Below are 19,344 nucleotides of genomic sequence, written 5' to 3'. Positions count from 1 at the left end.
TTTTCTTTTTTATTACTTCCACCAAATCCAAGCCCAAAAGTAATTTCGTATATTTCGAGGAGTAACGCGTATAAAACGTTCACCGTTAAAGAAGCAATTTAAATTTGGAAGTGTTTCATCAGGATTTTTTGGAATAAAGGTGACGATATTTTCGTTGCTTGTAACGGTTACTGTAATTGGTGGATCGGTAGGCGAGACTTGAAGTTGTAATGAAATATTGGCCGTATTTTTAAATTCATTATTAACAGGCGGACTTATCACTTGTACTGTGAATAAGACGATAATTGTTTCATTTGGTTCCAAATTAGTAGCGACTAGGAAACCGATATTTGGATTCGCTAGTGGAGAGCGTTCCCCATTAATAAAGACCGTGCCGTTCATAAATTGTAAACCTGCTGGAATGGTATCTTGTAATGAAACATTTGAAAGTGAAATATCAGAAGTATTCGTAATACGCACCGTATAATCAAAGTATTGGTTTAAATAAGCTGAGCTGACGGAAGCGTTTTTCACTACTACCGCAGTTATAAATTGAACTGGTATACGAACGGTATTTGAATTAACAATAAAAGTAATAATTGGGTCTTGTGGTGTCAATTGGAAAGCTGCTGTAACTGTTGCGGAATTGACAATTGTATTGTTTGAAGGAATAGAAGTGACGAGAACTTTAAATGTTATCGTTGATACTCCATCTGCAGGTAAAGCGCCGATATTCATACCAGTGTCTGGACGAACATTTGGAACCGGAGTACCGTTAATTGTTACGCTGTTTTCTATAAATGTTGTACCAACTGGAATGATATCTAGGATAGAAGTACTGATTGTAGGAATTGGTGAATGATTTATTACTTCTAATGTGAAAGTTATGGTCTCTCCTGTTGTTACGATAGATTTATCAGCTGTCTTTTCAATGCGAACCATCGGATCAACTACTGTTGTTGTAACGGTATTTGTTTGCTTTGTAATTGTAATAGGCGGTTCATTCGGATCAATGGTAACAGTATAGGAAACAGAAGCATCGTTATTGATTGCAGATTGAAGAGTTGAAGAAGATATTGTTACTTGGAAAGTAATGATAGCAGATTCATTAGGAACAAGGTTTCCTAATGAAATACCAATTTCAGGATTTGCATTAGGCTGATTGATTCCGTTAATTGTAACGCTGCCCGTAACGAAGGCTGTATCTACTGGTACGGTGTCTATGACAAAAAGATCTTCAATCGTTACATTACCGCTATTCGTAATTGTGATTGTATACGTTACAGTTTGACCAGGTAATGCATTCGTTACATCAACAGACTTAATAGCAAAGACATTATCATTTTGGACAGTTGTTGTGACGGTATTTGTTGTAGTGGTATTCGTAACGGGTACGTTATTTGGATTGACTATATAGTTAAAGGTAGTAATTGCTTTGTTGTTGAGTTCATTTGGTGTCGGGATAGAAGTTACAGTTACTTGGAAGGAAGCGATAGCATTTCCACCTACAATTATAGTGCCAATTGGTATCCCGCTTACTGGATTCACTCCCGGAAGAGTTTCCCCGTTTACAATGATGCTATTTTCAACAAACGTAGTACCTTGAGGAATCATATCTTGAATGACTACATCATTTGCTGCAACATTACCAGTTTGATTGAGTGTAATCGTATACGTTAACGTGTCACCGACTGTTGCAAATGCAAGGTCAACAGTTTTATTACTATTCAAAGTCGCATGATTAATTGTTGTTACGGAAGCTGATGAAAGAATAGTTTCGGTAATAGGTGGTCGATCTGGTAACGTGTATTGGTATTCAATTGTACTCGTGTTAGAGATTGGATTTGTTTGTGGAATGGAAGTAACCCGTACTTGGAATAGAATAGTTGCTGTCGTATTAGGCGGAATGTTATCAAGTTGTATCCCGTTAAGTGGATTGTCATTTGGACGAGCGGTGCCATTCACAATAACACTATTCTCTATAAAGCTCGTATTTGCTGGGATGATATCTGTAACGATAATGTTTTCTACTTGTATATTCCCATTGTTTGTGATGGAAATGGTGTAAGGGATAATCGTTTGTAGGTCAGCATATTGGATAGGTGTTGTTTTTGTTGCGATTACATTAGCAGAAATAACTTCAGTGAAGGTAATATTACTAGTCGATATTTGTTCTTCACCATTAATTGTATAACGAGAAGTGGATTGGTTTTGGATACGGCTGCTAGCTGGAAGAGATACCACGGTAACGGAAAACGTGACTGGGATAGAAGAGTTAGGAGCAATCGTTCCTACAAGTATACCAGTACTTGGATCCGCGTTAAGCTGAGGGATATTATTTACTAAAACACTACCGTCTATAAAGGTTGTTCCATCAGGGATATTGTCTGTAAATACAACAGAAGTAGCATTCGTATTTCCTGTATTCGTTAAAGTTGTTGTATAAGTTAAAATGTCACCAATTGCTACAGAGGTCAAATCAACAGTTTTCAGTGAAACGATATCAGCGTCATTAATTTGAACGAAAGTAGTATTGGAAGTAGTAGATTTTTGAATAGGTGCAAAGTCAGGGTTGAAAATAAAATCGTAGACGATGTTTGCAGTATTAGGTGTTGGGTTTACAGCAGGTAAATTCGTAACGGAAGCTTGGAATATTATTGTTGTTGATTGACCTGATGCGATATTAGGAATAGAAAATCCAATATTTGGATCTGCTGCAGGGAGTACAGTGTTGTTAACTGTTACACTTCCCGGAATAAATACTGTTCCATCCTCTATAGTATCTGTAAAAAAGATGGAGTTAGTTGTAGTGGATCCGTTATTTTGAATGAGTACTGTATATTCAATGGTTTCATCAATATTAGCTAATACTGTATTAGTGGATTTTGTAGCGATAAGAATGGCATCAATAAATTGTATATTTGTAGTATTGGAAGATGTCGTTTCTGAAATTGGTGGTAAGCTTGGGTCTGGCTGATACTCATAGTGGATGACGGCGATATTATTAATGTTATTTTGAGAAGGTATAGAGACTACATTTACTTGGAATGTAACGATAATTGTATTGTTTGGAAGGATAATATCAAGGGTGATTCCGGTAATTGGATTTTCGTTAGGTCTCGGTATGCCATCTACAAGAATGCTATTTGGAACGAATGTGGTGCCAGCAGCAATTGCGTCAATTAGGAGAGTATTTGTAATAGGTACTGTACCAGCGTTTGTAACTGCGACTGTATATGTGATAATTTGACCGATTCGTGTAATAGATCTGTTAGCGGATTTAATTGCACTAACATTTGCCGTCCGCACTTCAGTATTTACTGCATTTGATAACGATCTACGCTGAATAATAGGGGAACTAGGGTCAATTTGGTATTCATACGAAGTGTCTGAAATGTTAGTGACTGTGTTGCCCTCTGGTATACTTGTAAGTTGTACTTGGAATGAAATAGTGACTGTTTCATCTGGTTGTATCGTGCCGAGAGTTACTCCATTTTCAGGGTTCGCACCAGGCTGAATCACATTATTTATTGATAAGCTATCTTCAATGAATATAGTACCTTCTGGAATGTTGTCAATGAACAACGTATTGTTAGCTGGAACAGTTCCTATATTTTGTAGTGTATTTGTGTAGGTGATAGATTGCCCGATGGATACGAAAGTAACATCCGCCTGTTTAACAGAAATAATATTTGCATTTTGAAGTGATGTTGTAACAATATTAGAATTTGCAGAGCGATTCACTGGTGGAGCTGTAGGAATACTTACATATTGGTAATTTACAGATGATTGATTTACAATTTCGGTTTCAGTTGGTGGATTATTTGTTTGTACTTGAAATAGTATCGTTTTGGAACTATTTGGTGGAATCGTTCCAATTGGTATTCCGTTTTCAGGATTTGCATCAGGCTGAAGTACACCGTTAATTGTGACACTGTCTGGAACGAATGTAGTCCCAGCTGGAATAGAATCTGTAAAAGTAATATTTATTGCGTCAACATTTCCGGTATTTTTCACTTCAGAAATATAAAGTATAGTTCCGCCAATATCTACAGTTATTGGATTGGACGTTTTTGTAACTGTCAATTGTGCTTGCACGAAATTTGTAATGACAATATTACTTGTAGATGTTTCAGTAATAGGCGGTTGTCCTGGGTCTGGTTGAATTGTATATGTTGTATTAGATTGATTTGTAATCGATTGTTGCGGGAATGAATCGTTAATAAGAATTTGAAATGAAATAAGGTGAGTAGCGTTTGCTACTAGGTTAGGCAAAGTAACACCTGCATTTGGATTTGCACCAAGTATAGCTGTTCCGTTAAGTGTAAAACTATTTTCTACGAATGTAGTTCCTTCTGGGAGCGTATCTGAAAATATGAGATTAGTAGCTGGAATATTTCCGATATTCTCTAGCGTTATCGTATAGGTCAAAATGTCACCGGTTGTTGCTTGTTGTGCATTGACAGCTTTTAAAGAAAGAACATTCGCATCCGAAATTTGTGTGAAAGCTGGATTAGACGTAATTGTTCGAGAGATGATAGGAGCAGTTGGATCGGCGATAAAAGTATAGTCAATACGGGCTATATTAGAAATTGGATTCACGCTTGGAATGGATTGAACGATAACTTGGAATGTGACGGTGACAATTTCTAACGGTGCGATAGAGTTTAATGGTATCCCTACGTTTGGATCAGCACCTGGAACTGAAATAGTATTAATGGTCACACTATTCGGAATGAATGCCGTTCCTTCTGGGACTAAATCTGTTAAAGTAACTGTATTTGCCGTAGTATTCCCGTTATTTTGAACGACTACAGTGTAAGTGATTGTATCGTCAGTAGATTGTACGAGAGAATCTGTATTTTTAATTACAGATAATGATGCATCAACGACAGCTGTAGTAACCGTATTAGATGAAGATGTTGCTGTAACTGGAGGTTGACTCGGATCGACAATATACGTGTAACTTGTAAGTGCTTGATTTATAATTGCTCCTTGCGGTGGAATAGAGTTTGCAAGAAATTGGAACGTTATAGTAGCAGAATCACCTGGTGCGATAATACCAACTGGAATACCGAGAGTTGGACTTGCATCTGGCAGTGAAACCCCATTAAGCGTGACACTATTTGGAACAAATAATGCTCCTTCAGGAACTCCGTTAATGAGTAATACAGAGTTTGCAGGGAAGTTTCCAGTATTCGTTAATGTTGCTGTATACGTAATTATATCTAAGGTAGATACGATTGTTCGATTTGCTTCTAAAACAGTTGTAACAGTAGCGTTATTAATTTGTGTTGAAGCGCTATTAGAATTTATTGTGCCTGTAACAGGTGGAGCAGTCGGATCAACAATAAATGCGTATTGAATAGATGCAACGTTTGTAATTGGATTTGAAGGTGGAGTAGATGTAACTACGACTTGGAAAGTAACAGTTAAGGAACTACCCGCGCTAACGGTTCCGATATTAACTCCGTTATTTGGATTTGCACCTGGAATGGTACTTCCATTTACAGCAAAACTATTTTCAACAAAGGTCGTTCCTGCTGGAATCAGGTCTGAGAAGTTTAGATTCGTAGCGTTTGTATTTCCACTATTTTGAATTAAAACGGTATAAGTGATCGTGTCACCGATATTTGCAAAAGCTGTATTAGCAGTTTTTACAGCTGAAAGTATTGCTGAGTTAATAGAAGTAACGAAGACGTTCGTTTCCACATTGCCAGGTTGAGCCTGTAATGCATTGCCTACGTTATATTGGAAGTTAACAAATCCTAAGTTTTGGAGTTCAGGAGTGAATGTTGTTGGATTGCTTACAATTTGAACTTGGAATATGATTGTTACAGTTTGATTTGGATTGATTGTATTTATACCAACACCGTCAATAATAGAAGCGGATGATAATGAAGTGCCATCAACAACAACTGATCCTGCAACAAATTGTGTCCATGTCGGTAAAGGGTCTGAGAAAACAACATTGTTAGCTGGAATATTTCCTGTGTTCGTAATCGTAGTTGTATACGTAATTGTATCACCGATCGTTGCAAAAGCTTTATCTCCGATTTTAATCGTGTTTAAAATAGCACTTTCAATTTTTGTTGTGACGTTGTTAGAAGTAATATTTTTTGAAACTGGAGGATTTGCTGGATTAACGATATGTTGGAAGCTAACGCTAGCTTGGTTGGAAATTGGATTTATAGGCGGAATTTCATTGGCATTAATATGAAATGCTACGATGACAGATTGGTTTGGCGCGATATCACCAATTGGAACACCTGTAATTATATTTGCATTTGGGATGCTAATTCCGTTAAGTGTAAAACTATTCGGTTCAAAGGAAGTTCCGTCTGGAATAAGGTCGGTAAAAATAACATTCGTTGCACTAACATTTCCGCTATTTGTAATTGTAACGGTGTAGATGATATCCTGCCCGATATCTACCGTTGATACATTTGAATTTTTTTGTGCAGTAAGGATAGCACTATTAATTTGTGTGGTCGTTGTATTAGATTGATTGGAAGTTGTAATAGGTGGCTGGCTAGGATCAACGACGTAATGATATGTGGTTGAAGTAGAATTAGATATTGGATTCAGTGTTGGAAGTGTAGTAACAGTTGCTTGGAATGTGACGATTGCCGTAGTACCACCATTAATGGAACCTATATTTACACCAGTAGATAAATCAGCGTTTGGAATGGTTTGCCCATTAACTGTGAAACTGTTTGGAACAAAAGTTAAATTGCTATCAAGTATATCGATAACGGTAACATCAGTTGCGGTCACATTCCCGGTATTAGGGAGGTTAAGTGTAAATGTTATTGTATTACCAACATCCGCAAAAGTAAGATCTGCTGTTTTTGTACTTATAATATTTGCGTTGTTTATTTGAAGAAGCGTAGTGTTGGAAGTAGCTGAACTCGATACTGGAGGATTAACAGGATCAACAATAAACTCATATGTCGTTGATGCTGTATTCGGTGCTGGATTAATAGGTGGAATGCTGTTAACCGTAACTTGAAAGACGATACTGTATATTTCATTTGGTGGAAGTGTTGCAAGTAATACACCTGTATTTGGATTCGCATTCGGTTGTAAAACGCCATCGACAGTTAATGTGTTAGGAACAAATGTGAGTCCACTTGGTAATACATCTGTGAATACTATATTAGCTGCATCCGTATTTCCTATATTGGAAATAGAAGTAGTGTAAAAAGCAGTTTGCCCGATATCTGCAAAGGATGCACTTTCATTCTTCGTCATAGATAATATGGCTTCTTTAATTTGCGTTGAAACAGGATTGCTAATTGAAGTTTCTGCATCAGGCGGTGAGACTAATTGATACGATGTCGATGAGAAATTTACAATTGGGTTTTCGGCTGGTAATGAGGTCACGTTTACTTGGAAGGAAACATTTACTGTAGCCCCCGCTGTTATAGGCCCAATATTTACACCGTTTGTTGGATTCGCACCACTTTGAGGAATTCCATTAATGGAAAATGTGTTTGCAATAAATGTAGTTCCGCTCGGCATTGTATCTGAGAAAATAACATTTTGTGCAGATGAGTTTCCATTGTTTGTTAAAGTAACAGTATAGGTGAGTGTGTCTCCAATACGACTAAAGGATTTATCGACTTGTTTTAATGAAAGAATGATAGCTGTGTTAATTGTAGTGAACACTGTGTTTGAAGTAACATTCCTTGAAACAATAGGGGCATTAGGGTCAGTGATAAAGGTGTAAGAAGCACTAGCCGAATTGGCAATAGGATTTTGAACAGGAGTAGAAGTAGCGGTAACTTGAAATGCTATTGCTATTGAGCTGTTAGGAGCAATTGATCCAATTGTAATACCTGTATTAGGATTAAGACCAATTTGTGTGATGCCATTTATTGTGACACTATCCGAAACGAACGTTGTACCGTCTGGAATAAGGTCAGTGAACGTAATATTCGTAGCATTTGTATTCCCACTATTCGTTAAAAGTGTCGTATAGGTAATAGTATCACCTAGTGTTACAAGTGTTTGATCAACTGATTTAATCATCGTTATCATAGCATCTAGTACAGGGTTTGTAACGCTGTTCGTTGAAGTAGAAGTAGTAACAGGAGCTGCGCTTGGATCAACGGTATAAGAGTATAAAATTGTATCGTTATCCATAATTGAACTTGAAGGGGGAATAGAAATAACAGTTACTTGGAAAGTAACGGTTACTGTTTCACTAGGAGCGATATTGGGTATATTGACTCCAAGTGCTGGCCGTGCACCAAGTTGCTGCATACCATTGATGGTGACCGAATTTGGTATAAATGTAGTGTTGGCTGGAATAGCACTTGTGAAAGTAATATTCGTTGCTGCAGCATTTCCTGTATTTGTAATAGTAGTTGTATACGTAATCGTATCTCCGACAGAAAGAATGGATTTATCAGCACTTTTTGTAGTAGTTAATATAGCACTATTAATAGTTGTCGAAACAGTATTAGATATATTCGTTTGTGATACGGCAGGTTGGCTAGGATCGACCACATGTGAATACTGTACAGAACTAAAATTTGAAATTGGATTTATACTTGGAATGTTTGTTACAAGTACGTTTATCGTAATAGCAATCGTACTGCCAGGATTTATATTTCCAACTTGAATTCCGTTAGCGGGGTTTCCAATTTGCTGAGCACCAGAATCATTTACAAGAGTACCAGATATAAATGTCGTTCCATCAGGCAAAATATCCGTGAAAAGTATATTTTGTGAAGTGACATTTCCAGGGTTGCTTAATGAAATTGTATAGGAAAGTGTATCCCCGATCTTTGCAAAAGTTTTATCTACAGATTTAATTGCCAAAATTTCTCCGGAATTTATTTGTGTTGAAACCGGATTAGATGTTGTACTTCGTGAAACGAGTGGTAAATTAGGTCCTGTCATAAATTGATAATTAATAGAAGCTCCGTTTACAACGGGTGAGTTTGGTCCCCCAGGTCCGATTGTAAAAATAGGATTTGGGATGCTAACTACTTGCACACGGAAGGTGACGTTTATAAAATCTCCTGCAATAATATCCCCAATTGGTATCCCATTCGCCGGATTTACTCCAGGTAATAAAACCCCACCTACTCGAACGCTATCTTCTATAAATACTGTATTATTTGGAATCGGATCTGTAAAAGTGATATTAGTAGCAGTTGTGTTTCCTATATTTTCTAATAAAACTGTATAAGTTAAAAATGAATTTCCGGGTGCGATGTCAGAAAATAGACGATCGACACTTTTTGTTGCTTGAATAATTGCTTCGTTAATTTGCACTAAAGTTGGATTACTTGTAGCTGTTTCTGTCACTGGCGGCTGGGTAGGATCCACAATGATAGAATACGTCGTACTGGATTGATTCAACGTAGGATTTGTAGCTGGTATTGAGCCAATGGTAGCTTGAAAGCTAATTGTTGATGTTCCTCCAACTGGAATGGGGTCTAAAGAAACCCCACTATCTGGTCTAAATCCAAGTTGTGGGATGGTATTAATTTGTAAGCTATCAGGAACGAATGAAAGTTCAGGTGGTAATATATCGATAAAAACAGGTGTGTTTGCGGTAGTATTTCCGCTATTAGTGAGGGTAGTTGTATACGTAATTGTATCTCCAACAGCAGCAAATGCACTGCTTGCAGTTTTTGTTGCGATTACGGAGGCTGTATTTACTTGTGTAAAAGTTTTATTGGATTGAACTGTTCGTGAAACAGGCGGTTCATTTATATCAACAATAAAGCTATATTGAAGCGATGATCTGTTAGGAATTGGATTCGGATTTGGGATCGTTGTAATGTTTACTTGAAAGCTGAGTATAACTGATGCATTTGAATTTATGTTACCGATATTGGTACCGTTTTGTGGATTAGCATTAGGAATAGTCGTTCCATTTACTGTAAAACTATTTGGGGTAAACGTCGTACCATCTGGCAGTAAATCTGTAAAAATAACATTGTTTGCGGTAGTGTTCCCGGAATTAATAATGGTAGAAGTGAAAGTGAGTGTATCTCCAATAGTAGCGAATGTTGAATTGACAGTTTTATTTATAGATAGAGTAGCATCAATAATTGGAGTAACCGTCGTATTCGTAATGGTACTACCAACAGCTGGTGATTGGTTTGGATTCACGTTATATTCATAATTTACAAGAGCATTATTTGTTAATGTGCCACTAGGTGGTATCGCTAAAATTTGTGCTTGAAAAGTAATGAATATAGTATCTCCGGGAGGAATATCTGCTAAGTGAATACCAAGTGATGGATCTAATCCTGGCTGTGGAACATTATTAATAGTTACAGAATTCTGGATAAATGAAGCCCCTGCGCCAAGTCCATCCGTTAAAACAGTTGCACTAGCGGGAATATTTCCTGTGTTCGTAACTGCAATCGTATAGGTAACGATATCTCCAATTGCAGCAGTCGGTGTGTTCACTGATTTCGTAGCGATGATTGTAGCGTTATTAATTTGAGTTGTTATTACGTTACTTAACGCATTGGAGGATGTTGGAGGTAAGTTAGGATTTAAGAAATATTGGTACGTTGTGTTACTTTGGTTCGGGATAGGGTTCGGATTCGGAATGGAATTTACTTGCACTTGGAACGAGATGGTCGTATTTGCATTAGGATTTATCGGATCAATTGCTATGCCATTTGCTGGATTTGCATTAGAGAGCGTAGTACCATTTACTGTTACACTATTTGGAATAAAAGATGTCCCGCTTGGAATGGCATCTGTAAATACTATACTTGATGCAAGTGTGTTCCCAATATTCGTTAAAGTAGTCGTATACGTAATAATATCATTTACGTTCGCAAACTGTTTATCAGCAGATTTTGCAGAGGTAATCGTAGCGTTATTAATAGTTGTCTGTACAGTGTTAGAGGCCACCATCTGCATGATGGCTGGTTTGGATGGATCGTACGTGTATTGGAATGTAGTGCCTGATTGATTCGTAATTGGATTTACAGCAGGAATAGTTGGTACAAAAACTTGGAATGAAACGGTACGTGATGAATTTGCCCCAATCGTACCGATCAAAATGCCGTTAGCAGGATTTGCATTTGCTATAGGGACACCGTTAATCGTTACAGTATTAGGAAGGAAGATGGTACCATCTGGAATGATATCTGTAAACGTTACATTAGTGGCAGGGATATTGCCGTTATTCGTTAAAATTGTTGCATAAATTATGACATCGCCAACATCAGCGAAATTTGTACTTGTTAGTTTTGTAGCAACAAGATTTGCGGTGTTAATTTGTGTCGTTACGATATTGCTAGTGGCATTTCTAACAACAGCAGGTAAATTTGGATCTGCGATAAAGCTATATTGTAGTGCAGCACTATTTTGAACTGGATTTGGTGAAGGTAAACTATTTGTACTAATTTGAAAAACAATGGTTGTAATTCCACCTGCGGGAATTGTCCCAACTTGAAGACCAGCACTTGGATCAGCACCTAGCTGTAAAGCACCGCCTATAAAAATACTATTTGGTACAAGAGTCGTACCAGGAGGGAGTATGTCGGTAACGACTACATTATTCGCTGGAGTATTCCCAGGGTTAGCTAAAGCAATTGTATATGTGATTGGTTGCCCAACATCAGCAATAGTTAAATCTACCTGTTTGACAATAACTACATTTGCTAAATTAATTTGTGTGCTTACAGTGTTACTTAAAGAGGTTTCTATAGTTGGTGGATCGCCTGGATTTAGAATAAAGCTATACTGTGTACTAGATGAATTTGTTGTTGGATTTTGTGTAGGTAAAGCAGTGACGGTTACTTGATAAGAAACAGTAATTTCACTGTTAGCAGGAATGGAAGGTAACGGAACACCGACGTTTGGATCAGCGTTATTTTGGAGTACACCATTAATAAGGAAAGTGTTTGGAATAAAGGTAGTACCGTCTGGATTTGTATCTACAAAAGTAGGGCTATCAGCAGTAACACTTCCTGCATTCGTTAAAAGAATAGTATAAGTTAATACATCCCCAACAGTAGCAAACGCCCGATCCACTGTTTTTGCTGAAATGACATTTGCATCGTTTACTTGAGTAAATGTAGTGGTTGAAGTAGTGTTCTTACTTACAGGTGAAGCGTTTGGATCCACGATAAAGTTATAGGAAATAGAAGCGCTATTTGAAATAGGATTTGGATTTGGGATGCTAGTTATTAATACTTGGAATGAAGCTGTAATTGTAGTATTTGCATTGATGCTACCAATATTGATGCTAGCTGGTGTAACACCTGGCTGAGCAACATTGTTAATTGTAACACTGTTTGGTACAAAGGCAGTACCATTCGCAATTGAATCGGATAGTACTACATTGTTCGCCGCAACATTTCCATCGTTTGTAAGAGCAAAGGTATAAGTTAATACATCTCCAACTTCCGCAAATGTTTTATCTACAGACTTCGTAGCTTGAAGGTTTGCTAGTCTAATTGTCGATGTAACAGAATTAGAATTTGCTGTTTTTGAAGTTGGTGGCAGACTTGGATTAACAGTATATAGATAAGAAGCGAAAGCATTATTAATGATAGGATTTTGGGCGGTAATATTAATGACTGTTACTTGGAAAGAAAGAGTAAAAGTAGCACCGCCAGGAATTGTTCCGATAGGTAAAGCGACGAGAGAATTTACATTTTGCAAAACTCCATTTAGTGTTACAGTACCAGGAGTCAATATCGTTCCATTTGGAAGTGGATCTGTTAGTTGCACGTTAGTTGCGGCTGTATTTCCACTGTTTGTAATGAGGATTGTATAACTTATCGTTTCGCCAATTGTAGCAAATTGTTTGTTTGTTGATTTTGTTAATGTTACATTCGCATTGTTAATTTGAGTGGAAACGAGATTAGAAGAAATGTTTTTTGTAACGGGTGATTGGCTTGGATTGACGGTATATTGATAAGAAGCGCTCGATCCATTAGATACGACATTTGACGCGGGTATTGTGTTTACTACTACTTGAAACGAAACATTTTTTGTTGAGCCAGTTGTGATCAATCCAATGTTCACACCGTTAGTGGGATTTGCGCCCACTTGTGTCGTGCCATCTATTGTTAAACTGTTTAGAACAAAAGTTGTGCCAGTGGGAATGACATCTGTAAAAATAACGTTATTCGCATTCGTATTACCTGTACCTGTAAAGGAAACGATGTAAGTTAATGTATCACCAATATCTGCAAAATTTTTATCTACTGCTTTCGTCATAGTTACAGTAGCATTATTCACTTGAGTAGATACGATATTGGTCGTATCAGTCCCACTTACTGCTGGTTGATTTGGTACAGGAATGTATTGATATGTTGTTGTGCCACTATTTAATATTGGATTTGTTTGGGGAATAGAAGGAACGAATACTTGAAATGAAACAGTAGTCGTAGAATTAGCAGCAATGGATCCAATGGATATACCATTAGCGGGATTTGCTCCAGCTTGAGTAACTCCGTTAACAGTTACACTTCCCGGAATGAAAGTAGTCCCGCTAGGAATCGGATCCGTATATATAACGTTCGTTGCAGCGATATTTCCTATATTAGCTAAGGCAATACTGTAAGTTAACGTTTCGCCAATATCGGTAAATATTTTGTTAACTGATTTTGTGCCATTAATATCTGCGAGGTTAATTTGTGTTCCTGCAGAGTTACTTGTTGCAAGACCATTAAAAGTTGTTCCTCCGGCGATCGGTGTATATTGAAATGTAATATTAGCAGTGTTAGAGATGGGATTTTGATTTGGGAGAGAAACGACAGTTGCTTGGAAAGTTACTGTACGAGAAGCACTATTATTAATCGTTCCAAGAGATATACCGGCGGTAGGATTTGCATTTGTTTGTGGTACGTTATCTACTGTTACACTGCCGGGTATAAAAGAAGTCCCGCTAGGGAGACTATCTATAAAAATAGCATTATTGGCGGGAAGGAGCCCGGTGTTAGGGATAGTAACTGTATAAGTTAGAATATCTCCAATTGCTGCAACACTTTTATTTACGCTTTTCGTTGCTTGTATATTTGGTGAGTTTATATTAATTTGTAAGCCGACTGTATTTAACATATATGCATCTCCGTTAGTTGTTAAACGGATTGCGGCGGACACTTGGGAGTTTGTTAAATAAGGAGAAATATCAATGGAAGTAATGTCCCAGCCTTGTCTTCCTGCAGATATATTTGTACTTGTAGAAGCGCTTTGGTTTCGTGTGCCAAATGTTCCAGTTGTATCTAAATTTCCAGCAGCATTATTCACTTGAGAACCGAAGAAATTATTTATCGCATTATTTGGCCCAGATAAAGCGTTTAATGAACTGAAATTTGGTCCGAATAATGCTTGATCCCCAGTTAAATCAGCATCCCCTTCCGTAGAACTTAAAAATAACCTCCCGCTTACAGGTCCCCCTGAAGGTGTTAAAAATCCTGAGACAGATACATCGGCACTACCAGTTTCTGCGGAAACACGGTTACCTGCTACATAAATCGTCAAGTTTCTTGCAGGCAATGTTCCGTTTTGATAAGCGACGATAAGTGTCCATCCAGCCGAATTAATTGTTCCGTTAGAAGCATCTATAGGGTCCACAAGTCCAGGGACAGAGCCGGTTGTATAAGAGCCAGATCCTCCAGCTTGAACGAGAGATGTTACATCTGCAGAACGTGTATAGAATCCAAATGTGACGGATCCGGAAACGAATGTTTGATTAGAAGCTGTAACAGCAGAAGGCGTAATTGAGTATGTTGAAACAGGTGTTGTAAAAGAAACAGGGTTTCCTAAAACATTCGTAATGTTTTGATCACGAGATAAATAGTTGCCACCCCAAACAAGTTCTGCGTAAAGAATCGTACTACCAGCAGGGATATTTAAAATAGCGGTAGAACTATTTTGTGTATAGTTTAACGTTGTACCAGCAGGAAAAGTAGGTACTTGTAAAGCGGTATTCGTAGTTGCGAATGCACCAATTGCCCCGATTGTACCAGCACGGTTTTGATTATTAATTTTACTTAAGCCTAAAGTATTTCCTGTAATAGCGAGTGCGCCGTTTGTGGTGGTAGAAAATCGATTCGTAATGGGCATGTTGTCACCTCATTTACAATATAGTCTTGGTCAAAATAGGATATGTGTGTGACAAATAAAGGGAAACATGTACAAGTTGATTTAGTAATAATGATTTAAATGTCTAAATAAGGGGTTGGAGAATGATTGGATTGAAAATAAGAGTGGAGCGTCTTAGAAAAGATAATATAAATGATATTGTTGCATTATCTTCTTATATTGGTTGGGATTATAACAGAGAAGAATTTGAAACGATTTTTAATTCAGGTATTGTATATGGCGTATGGAATGAGAGAAAAGAACTGATTGCAAGCGCTGCAATTATATTATACGGAGAGGCGTTAGCGTCAATAGGAATGGTAATTGTCCATCCGGATTATAAGGGAAGAGGGATTGGAAAGGCGATAACGAGTTCTTGCATGAATAGCGTATCAGCTCGAACTTCAATTATGCTGATTGCTACAGATGAGGGGAAGCCTTTATACGAAAAGTTAGGATTTAGGGCAGTGAGCTATATTTCTAAATACATATGTAACTCGTACAATACGAATTATAACTGTCAAGGAAATGAAGAATATGTGATGAATTATAAAGAGGGGGATTTAGAAGAAATAATAAAAATAGATGAAGGCGCATTTGGAACAAGTCGAAACGAGTTTTTAAAACAAAGAATTATGCAAAGTGATCAGTGTGTCGTTATAAAGGATACAAAAGAAAATGTAGTAGGATACGGTATAAGTGTACAAACGCCAGAAAATAAAATAATAGGACCGATCGTTGCTAAAAATGATGCAATGGCAATGAGAATAGTACATGCTTTAGCAAGAGGGCATGATGGGAGATTAAGAATGGATGTACCAGAAGGAAAGAAAGGTTTCATGAAAGAATTAGAGATTACTGGTTTTCAAAAGGTTAATACACCGCCAATTATGATGAGAAATAGTGATCAATTTTTGAAAAGAAATGGGGAACTATACAGTATTGCAGCGCAAATTTTTGGATAAAAAAGAATCCTTCTAAATGAAGGATTCTTTTTTATTAATCACGATATTGGTCGTGAGTTGGTTGGAAGAGGTCTTCCTCGATATCTCTCACCATAGAAAAATGATCCACATTATAATGACCGTGTAGAACTTTATTATGGTGCTCGATAATTTGTTCTGCAGATAACACGTTAGAATCAGTTGTGGAATGACCGTTTTTAATTAATGTAACATCAAATCCTTGTACAGTAGCTGTTCTAACTGCGGTGTCGATGCAATGTTCTGTTTTACATCCACCGATAACGATATGATTAATTTTTTCTTCTTTTAAAAGTTCAAGTAGAGAAGTGCCATAGAATGCGTTTGTTGCTGCTTTATTAATAAGGATTGCAGACTGAGGTACTTGAATTTCATTATGTACTTCAAATCCTTCTCCGCTACCAGAAGCAACATCGATATCTCTTACGAAAACAACAAGGGCATTTGCATCTAGTGCTTTCTGTACGGCTGTATTTAGTGTAGATAATAGATCTTTTTTACGAAAAACTTCATTTTCTTTTTCATTTCCATCCATTAATTCTTGCTGCGCATCGATAATTAATAGTGCTTGTTTCATCGTGTCTCCCCTTTAATATGAAATAAGTTCCACTATACATATTCATTCATATTGCAAGGAAATCCTCTATTGTCTATGCAGTAGACGATAGATTTACAAAGTTGTCAAAGAAATTTCATTCTCATAGCGTGTAAAAACATGTATGATAGGAGATGGAGAATTTTTGAGTAGGTGGGAATATCATGCAAACAGTAGAAGATTATCTTTCATTCTTACATACGAAAGGATTTAAACTATCAGAGGAAGCACAAGGGTTTATTATGTTCGGACAAGGATATACTGGTGCATCTGATGGAATTGTGAACGCAGCAATAGAAGCGACAATTAAACATCAATTACAGTTTGATGGGAGTTATTTTGTTGCGTTATTAGAACGTTTGAAAGAAGAAGAAATTACAGATAAAAAAAGCGCTAAGGCTTTTATGCGGAAGTTACAAGCGTAACTTCACGCAGCCTGCGCTTCTTTTTTTGTTTTGGAAGGTAATTCAACAAAAACCATGCCTAGGAAAATACATAGGCATCCGATAATAGCAGAAATAGAAAGTTGTTCGTTTGCAACGAGAACGCCTGTTAATGCAGCAAAAACGGGCTCCATTGCGAAAATAATTGCTACTCTCGTTGGAGACGTATGTTTTTGTGCCGATGTTTGAATGAAAAAAGCAATGGATGTCGCGAATAGGGAAGTTAGAAATAGAGCAAATAAAAAGGAAGAATTCGTCCATAGTGCTACTGAAAATAATTTTTCCCAATCTTCAAACAAAAAGGCGCAAATAGAAGAAAACATACCGACAGCTAATACTTGCGACGTGCTTAACAATAATGGTGATATTTTCTTAGAGAAGAAGCCGTTAACAAGAATATGAGCGGCGAAAGCAACTGCACAACCGAGAACGAGTATATCTCCAATGTTCAATTGAAAAGAATCACCGGCCGTTAATAAGTATAAACCAGCCGTTGCTACAGCAATGCCCATTACGATAAAAATGGTAGCTCTTTGTTTTAAAAAGATAAAAGACAAAATGGGTACCATAACGATACTAAGCCCTGTTAAGAAACCAGCTTTTGAAGAAGTTGTATAAAGTAAGCCGAATGTTTGTAATACATAGCCAACGCATAAAAAAAATCCAACGATTAATCCAGCGAGACTACTCTGTTGTATATCTTGTTTTGAAGATTTTTTTGAGAAAATCATTTGAACGAATAATAAAATAATTCCAGCGAATAAAAAGCGAATACCATTAAAAGTAAATGGACCAACGAAAGACATAGCATTTTGAACGACAACAAATGTAGCTCCCCAAATAAAAGAGACAAATAATAAAGCAAGAGGAGCAACCCAATCTTTTTTCACACTCATACCCCCGTTAATTTTGTAAGATAGCTTTTCTAGCTAATTCATCAGCAACTTTATTTTGACTACTTGGAATCCACTTAATAAAAAAGAGATCGAAACTTTTTATGTACTGTAATGCTTCTTCTAATAGTGGTGCAAACATTTTATTTTTTGCGTATTCTTTTTCGACAGCTCGCTCGACAAGTTGCGAATCTGTACGAAAAGAGACAATGTTATAATTATGCTCCGTGCAATATTTTAATGCCGCAAGTAAGGCGTGGTATTCTGCTTCATGATTGGACATTGTCCCAAGGGGCAATGATAATTGTACAGCTGGTTGCACCCCTTTAATAAACACTCCAGCGCCAGAAGGACCAGGATTTCCTTTTGATGCACCATCAATATATACTTCAATCAAAATGAGAAACCTCCAAATTATAAGATGATCCCCTACTTATATGTTTCTTTGAAGTAGGGGATAGAGTACTTTAGCCGATTGTAATACTATAACGACATGTAAATGTTTCATTCGCTTGTAAAGATTGAATTCCTTTTTTTTCCTTGAAATCTTTTGCCGGATTTACTTCATCAGCAATACCGTACCAAGGTTCAATACATAAGAAAGGTGCGTTTTCGCCTGGTGTCCATACGCCAACAAATGGGAAGCCATCAAATTCTACTTTTACAAATTTATTATGTTTATGAGAACGAATAGAGATTTCATCCGTATTCATATTTTCAAAAATAAGCGCATCATTTTTGAATAAATCGTATGTAAGTGGTAATTCATTCGTATTTTCAGCGATTAATTGTTTTTTACTTGAAAGGTAAGGTCCTTCTAATACGCTTGTTTCTAAGCGTTCAGAACCATTAAATGATAAATGATAATCTGTAAATGATTCGCCCTCTAATAAGGGGAAGTTGAAACCAGGATGTGCTCCGATTGAGAAGAACATCTCTTTTGAAGTAGGGTTATTTACTTCATATGTTACATGAACGATTTGTCCGTCTAGCTCATAAGAAACGAGTAATTCGAATTCGTATGGGTATTTTTTTAATGTTTCTTCATTACTAGTTACAATATAAGTGATTTTCGTTTCACTTTGTTCTTGTACAGAGAATGTAAGATCACGAGCAAAGCCGTGTTGTGTTAAAGAATATGGTTTACCATCTACGTAGTATGTATTATCTACTAATCGGCCGACAATTGGGAATAAAATTGGTGCGCGGCGCCCCCAATAAGAAGAATCGCCTTGCCATAAGTATTCAGTGTTATCTTCTTTTAAGCGAACGCTTTGTAATTCTGCACCTTTGTCAGAAATGGAAACGACCACTTTTTCATTTTGAATTGTTGCTGTCATGAAGTGAAACCTCCTAAAACTTTCATA

At 37.0% G+C, this 19,344-nt stretch carries 7 protein-coding genes; 2 read left to right on the top strand and 5 right to left on the bottom strand.

Annotated features, from left to right (window positions below):
- Window positions 1-12: 12 nt before the first annotated feature.
- Entirely contained in the window at window positions 13-15,045 is a 15,033-nt protein-coding gene (locus tag QEP67_RS19915; protein ID WP_353706386.1) for a cell surface protein, read from the bottom strand.
- 122 nt (window positions 15,046-15,167) lie between these two features.
- On the opposite strand from QEP67_RS19915, the gene QEP67_RS19910 reads away from it, so the two are divergent.
- Window positions 15,168-16,028 (top strand): GNAT family N-acetyltransferase, encoded by an 861-nt coding sequence (locus QEP67_RS19910; protein WP_353706385.1) that lies wholly within the window; start codon window positions 15,168-15,170, stop codon window positions 16,026-16,028.
- A 34-nt stretch (window positions 16,029-16,062) separates the two neighbouring features.
- Here QEP67_RS19910 and QEP67_RS19905 read toward each other — a convergent pair whose 3' ends face one another.
- Complete coding sequence (locus QEP67_RS19905) at window positions 16,063-16,623, bottom strand: cysteine hydrolase family protein (RefSeq protein WP_000806333.1); 561 nt, start codon at window positions 16,621-16,623, stop codon at window positions 16,063-16,065.
- 182 nt (window positions 16,624-16,805) lie between these two features.
- On the opposite strand from QEP67_RS19905, the gene QEP67_RS19900 reads away from it, so the two are divergent.
- Entirely contained in the window at window positions 16,806-17,066 is a 261-nt protein-coding gene (locus QEP67_RS19900; RefSeq protein ID WP_001195212.1) for a DUF6123 family protein, read from the top strand.
- Between the two features lie 2 nt (window positions 17,067-17,068).
- Here QEP67_RS19900 and QEP67_RS19895 read toward each other — a convergent pair whose 3' ends face one another.
- The 3 genes from QEP67_RS19895 to QEP67_RS19885 form a co-directional block, all read right to left on the bottom strand.
- Window positions 17,069-17,974 (bottom strand): DMT family transporter, encoded by a 906-nt coding sequence (locus tag QEP67_RS19895; protein ID WP_000711192.1) that lies wholly within the window; start codon window positions 17,972-17,974, stop codon window positions 17,069-17,071.
- 13 nt (window positions 17,975-17,987) lie between these two features.
- The gene (locus QEP67_RS19890) at window positions 17,988-18,374 is read right to left on the bottom strand and encodes a reverse transcriptase-like protein (RefSeq protein ID WP_000573873.1); all 387 of its coding nucleotides are present in this window, start codon (window positions 18,372-18,374) and stop codon (window positions 17,988-17,990) included.
- 70 nt (window positions 18,375-18,444) lie between these two features.
- On the bottom strand, window positions 18,445-19,317 hold the full coding sequence (locus QEP67_RS19885) for an aldose 1-epimerase family protein (protein WP_000127433.1): 873 nt from the start codon (window positions 19,315-19,317) through the stop codon (window positions 18,445-18,447).
- Window positions 19,318-19,344: the final 27 nt, after the last annotated feature.

Origin of the sequence: Bacillus cereus group sp. MS39 (genome assembly GCF_040448665.1) — a bacterium.
Taxonomy (GTDB): domain Bacteria; phylum Bacillota; class Bacilli; order Bacillales; family Bacillaceae_G; genus Bacillus_A; species Bacillus_A wiedmannii.
This window is presented reverse-complemented; position numbering and strand designations above follow the sequence as displayed.

Excerpts from the sequence above, each read along its gene's own strand:
- QEP67_RS19915 (WP_353706386.1), bottom strand. The coding sequence starts at position 15,045 with ATGCCCATTACGAATCGATTTTCTACCACCACAAACGGCGCACTCGCT.
- QEP67_RS19910 (WP_353706385.1), top strand. The coding sequence starts at position 15,168 with ATGATTGGATTGAAAATAAGAGTGGAGCGTCTTAGAAAAGATAATATA.
- QEP67_RS19905 (WP_000806333.1), bottom strand. The coding sequence starts at position 16,623 with ATGAAACAAGCACTATTAATTATCGATGCGCAGCAAGAATTAATGGAT.
- QEP67_RS19900 (WP_001195212.1), top strand. The coding sequence starts at position 16,806 with ATGCAAACAGTAGAAGATTATCTTTCATTCTTACATACGAAAGGATTT.
- QEP67_RS19885 (WP_000127433.1), bottom strand. The coding sequence starts at position 19,317 with ATGACAGCAACAATTCAAAATGAAAAAGTGGTCGTTTCCATTTCTGAC.